This is a genomic window from Citrobacter sp. NCU1, assembly GCF_010231475.1.
In the GTDB taxonomy this organism is placed as follows: Bacteria; Pseudomonadota; Gammaproteobacteria; order Enterobacterales; family Enterobacteriaceae; genus Citrobacter_D.
Map to the genome: position 1 here is coordinate 1 of NZ_NRDO01000118.1, position 4,563 is coordinate 4,563.

The window sequence follows — 4,563 nt, forward strand, 5'->3', positions numbered from 1 at the left end:
TTATGCGTAAACCGTTGGGGGAGTTCTTCGAAATGGAATCGCATGCCGTCAGAATAGCGGAGGCGCGTAATCGTGGCTGACAGCTTTCAATTAAAGGCCATCATTACCGGAGTCGATAAACTTTCCCCGGTGCTTGATGGTATATCTAAAAACGTTAAAAAAGCCGGGAAGGGGATTGAAGAAAAAGCGCTGATGGCTGGCGCCTTTGGCACTGCCTGGTCGCTTGCGCTGGCGAAACCTGTCACCGATGCGATGGCGTTTGAAAGCGCTATGGCAGACGTGCGCAAAGTGGTGAATTTTGACACGCCACAGCAGTTTAAGCAGATGGGCCAGGACATTCTCGATATGTCCACTCAATTGCCGATGGCTGCCAACGACATTGCAAAAATAATGGCCGCAGGTGGGCAGGCCGGGCTTGCTGCCGGTGATTTGAAAGATTTCGCGACAACCGCTGTAAAAATGGGGATCGCGTTCAACGAAACCGCCGACGAAGCCGGGCAGCAAATGGCGCAGTGGCGTGTTTCGCTCGGGCTTACGCATGATCAGGTTGTTCAGCTGGCAGACCAGATCAACTACCTGGGCAACACCGGGCCGACAACTGCCGCCAATATTACTGATGTGGTTACGCGCGTCGGATCGCTGGGGAAGATTGCGGGTTTTGCCACTTCGGATGTTGCTGCGTTAGGGGCAACAATTGGCTCTGCCGGTATTCAGTCTGAGGTTGCCGCGACCGCGATTAAAAAGGTGTTCACCACACTGGCTTCGGGCCAGAAGATGACGGAAGACCAGAAAAAGGCGATGAGGTCGTTACACCTCAACCCTAAAACACTGGCGTCTGATCTTCAGAAAAATGGTAAAGCCGCGCTGACGCAGGTATTCGAACAACTGAGTAAAGTTGCGCCTGATAAGCGCGTGGAGGTGCTAAAAACGCTGTTCGGTGAGGAATCAGTGGGGGCGATCGCGCCGCTGCTGGCGAATCTGTCTCTGTTGAAAACCAACTTTAACCGTGTGGCAGATTCGGCGCAGTACGCCGGATCCATGCAAAAAGAGTACGCCAGCCGGGCCAGTACCACGGCGAATCAGCTCGAACTCCTGCAGAACAACCTCAACAGAATAAGTGTTAACACCGGCGATGCGTTGCTGCCTGCCGTCAATGACGGATTAAAACAGGCTATGCCTCTGCTCGATGAAGTCGCCAGTTTTGTGCAAGCCAACCCTGAAGTGATCAAGATGGCTGCTGGCGCTGCAGCCGGGCTGGCTGCGATTGGTGGTCTGGCGGCGATAACATTGATTGTTGGAGCGGTCGGGCCTCTCGGTATCATGCTGGGTTCTCTGGTGGCTGCGGGTACATTCATTGCGGCCAACTGGAGTACCATAAAAGATGCCTGGGAACATGGTAAGCCAATGGCACCGAAACCTCTGACGGCACAACAGCAGGAGGTGGCGAACGCCTTTGACTACAACAAAAAAGCCGCCACTCCTGGCTGGGGACTACTTGCCGTTCAGCAGGAAGTCGCCAACAAACAGAGTGGCAACGATTTTTTGCGAGACATTCGTGTGATCACCGGGCAGCAAGGACCGACCCCGTTTAGCCGTGGAAACGGGCCGGCCTACAATTACAGCGCACCGACCGGGCAGGATATGCTTACAGGCGCAAAAGGACACCTGCAGGGCGAACTGGTTGTTCGGTTTGACGGTGCGCCACCGGGTATGCGTGTATCCGGAGGGCAGACTAATGCACCGGGGGTACGTTTAACTCCCGAGGTCGGATACAACCGCTTCAGCTCCCAAAACCTTTACCGCACAAACCAGTAACCCGCGCAGGCGGGTTTTTTTATGGGTGAAATATGGATACCTGGCGTTTCAGCATACGGCCTGCATCCTTCCGCGGGGTACCGTTCAAAGTAGCCGAGGATGAGGCGACGTTCGGGCGCCGGACAGTGCCACATGAATACCCGTTACGTGATGTGCCATACACCGAAGATATGGGACGCAAAGTTCGTCGTTATTCGGTGTCGGCGTATGTCATTGGCTCTGATTTTATGGCGCAGCGCGATCGCCTGCTTACCGCGCTTGAACAGGGTGGCTCCGGTACGCTGATCCATCCGTTTTACGGCTCGCTCACGGTTAACGTTGACGGTGACATAACGTTTCGTCACAGCCGCGATAATGGCGGAATGTGCGAAATATCCCTGAAATTTATTGAATCAGGTCAACTGAGTTACCCGACGGCAGGCGGTGCAACGGCACAGAATGTGGAAAATGCTGCCGATGCTGCGGATCAGTCCTTTGCCGATAAGTTTCTGGATGATTTCGATTTAACCGGGCCAGACTGGATCTGCGATGGCGTGATTCAGAGCGTCAGCGATATGCTGGACGATGTGATCGACTTTTTTGAAATGGTGGACAGCGGAATTAGTGATCTTGCCCGACTGTTGCAGGGGGATTTGTCAGTGCTGTTCCCGCCGCCATCGCAGGTAGCTGAAATTATCAGCCGTGTGCAGGCAATGTGGGCGGCAGGCAAATCGATTTACTACAACACCGACAGCGCGATTAGCGCCGTGGATAACCTGAAATATATCTCGGGTATCGATTCACTGGCTCCGCGGGGTGTATGGCCCACGCAGAGCGCATCGCAGCAACAAACGACCGTCGCTACAAATGCATTTTCTCAGTTGATGCGCAGCTCGGCGATCACGCAATCCACCCGCCAGTTTTCTGCTCTGCCGACCCCGACCGCCAGCAATTACAACTACCGGCCAGCCACTCGCGCAGCGCTCACGGATTCGCCCAGACAGAACAACGAACCGTCTGTGTTGCCTGTCAGTTATGACCAGCTGACCCGCCAGCGAACCAGCTACAGTCAGCTATTTGACCGCGAAACCTGCCGGGTATCTGGCGACGAACCGTTTATTAGGATTGAAGATTTACGCCAGACCGTCTGGCTGGATATTCAAAAACGGTTGCAACTCACGGCAAAAACCGTAACGCGCACGCCGGACGATGTAACCCCGGCAGTAGTGCTGGCCGCTGACTGGTACGACGATGCCAGCCGCGGTGCCGAGATAGTTGCACTCAATAACATTCCTCATCCGGGATTTGTACCACCGGAACCGCTACGAGTAGCCTCTGAATGACTGATCATGATGTAACTCTGCGTGTTAACGGTAAGGAGTTTTCTGGCTGGATGCGCGTAACCATTTCGGCAGGAATTGACCGCATCGCCCGCAGTTTTGACGTCGAGATAACCCGGCAATGGCCCCAGACCGGAAACCTGGCTGAACTGGAATTGCCGGTGATTGAAGGTGATCTGGTGGAAGTTCTGATCGGTGCCGACAAAGTCATCACCGGTTATGTGGATGCAACGCCGCTGCGCTATGACGCAAGACAGATTAGTGCCAGTGTTAACGGACGCAGTAAAACCGAAGACCTGATCGACTGTTCGGCGCCCACACAGCCGGGCCAGTTCACAAACCGGACGTTGGCGCAGATCGTCACCACGCTGGCGCAGCCCTTTGGTGTGAATGTCGTCAGTAACTCACCGGAAAGTAACACGTTAACCAGTTTCCAGATTGATTATGGTGAAACCGTCGAAGAAGCGCTAAATCGCCTGCTGGGGATGGAACAGGTGCTGGCGTTCGACAATACCGATGGCGAGCTGGTGCTGGATACGGTAGGCACAAAAAAAGCGGTTACAGCGTTGGTGCTGGGAGAAAATATTATCAACGCCGGAAGTCAGCGCGATTTCAGTGATCGGTTTTCTGAAATCACGGTGACAGGCCAGCGTGCTGGTTCTGATGATGACTACGGCTCTACAACGAACAGCAAGATCACCGCCACTGTGAAAGATGCTGCCGTGAGACGCTTTCGCCCGTTGACGATAAAGCAGTGCGGCAATGCCACGCTTGCCACCTGCAAAGCTCGTGCGCAGTACGAAAAAGCGCACAGGGAAGGGCAGACGCTTGAAACCATCTACACGGTGCAGGGCTGGCGGCAGGGCAACGGGCAGTTGTGGCAGCCTAACCAGCGCGTCGTCGTTTGGGATCCGGTGATGGGCTTTAATAACACCGAACTGGTGGTGGCAGAAGTCACCTGGCAACTTGACGACAAATCGGGATTCACTACCCAAATGCGCGTCGGGCCACAAGCCGCATACATGCCAGAACCTAAACTGATGACACGCCACCACAAGAACGAATCGGACGACGACGGGGATGATTTCTGATGAAAGCAGCATTACGAGGGCTGCAGCGTTCTGTTTCTAACTTGCTGGCTCGTGCTGTGGTTACAGGGCTAAATACTGCCAGTAAATGCCAGATGGTCCAGGTTGAATTACTGGCAAACGAGCAGAAAGAGAACGTTGAACATCTTGAACCCTATGGATTTACCAGCGCTCCGCATTCCGGGGCCGAGGGTGTGGCTGTGTTCCCGGACGGCGACCGATCTCACGGTGTGATCCTGATGGTGGCAGATCGCCGCTACCGCATTAAAGGGTTGAAAGCGGGGGAGGTGGCTATTTACACAGACGAAGGCGACAGCATTATCCTCAAACGCGGGAATGCC

General features: G+C 54.5%; 4 protein-coding genes. All 4 read left to right on the forward strand.

Annotation, left to right across the window (positions count from 1 at the left end; genetic code table 11):
• Positions 1-72: 72 nt before the first annotated feature.
• Positions 73-1,815, forward strand: coding sequence for a phage tail tape measure protein (locus CJP72_RS24695; protein WP_162383866.1), 1,743 nt, complete (start codon positions 73-75; stop codon positions 1,813-1,815).
• A 32-nt stretch (positions 1,816-1,847) separates the two neighbouring features.
• Positions 1,848-3,137 carry a DNA circularization protein gene (locus CJP72_RS24700; RefSeq protein WP_162383867.1) on the forward strand — a complete coding sequence of 430 codons (1,290 nt, stop codon included), beginning with the start codon at positions 1,848-1,850 and terminating at the stop codon, positions 3,135-3,137.
• A complete protein-coding gene (locus tag CJP72_RS24705; protein WP_162383868.1) occupies positions 3,134-4,225 on the forward strand; it encodes a phage baseplate assembly protein in 1,092 nt (363 codons plus the stop codon). Before CJP72_RS24700 ends, CJP72_RS24705 begins: the two co-directional genes overlap by 4 nt.
• Positions 4,225-4,563: phage baseplate assembly protein V (locus CJP72_RS24710; RefSeq protein WP_162383869.1), on the forward strand; the 339-nt coding region annotated here is incomplete at its 3' end. The genes CJP72_RS24705 and CJP72_RS24710, both read left to right, overlap by 1 nt.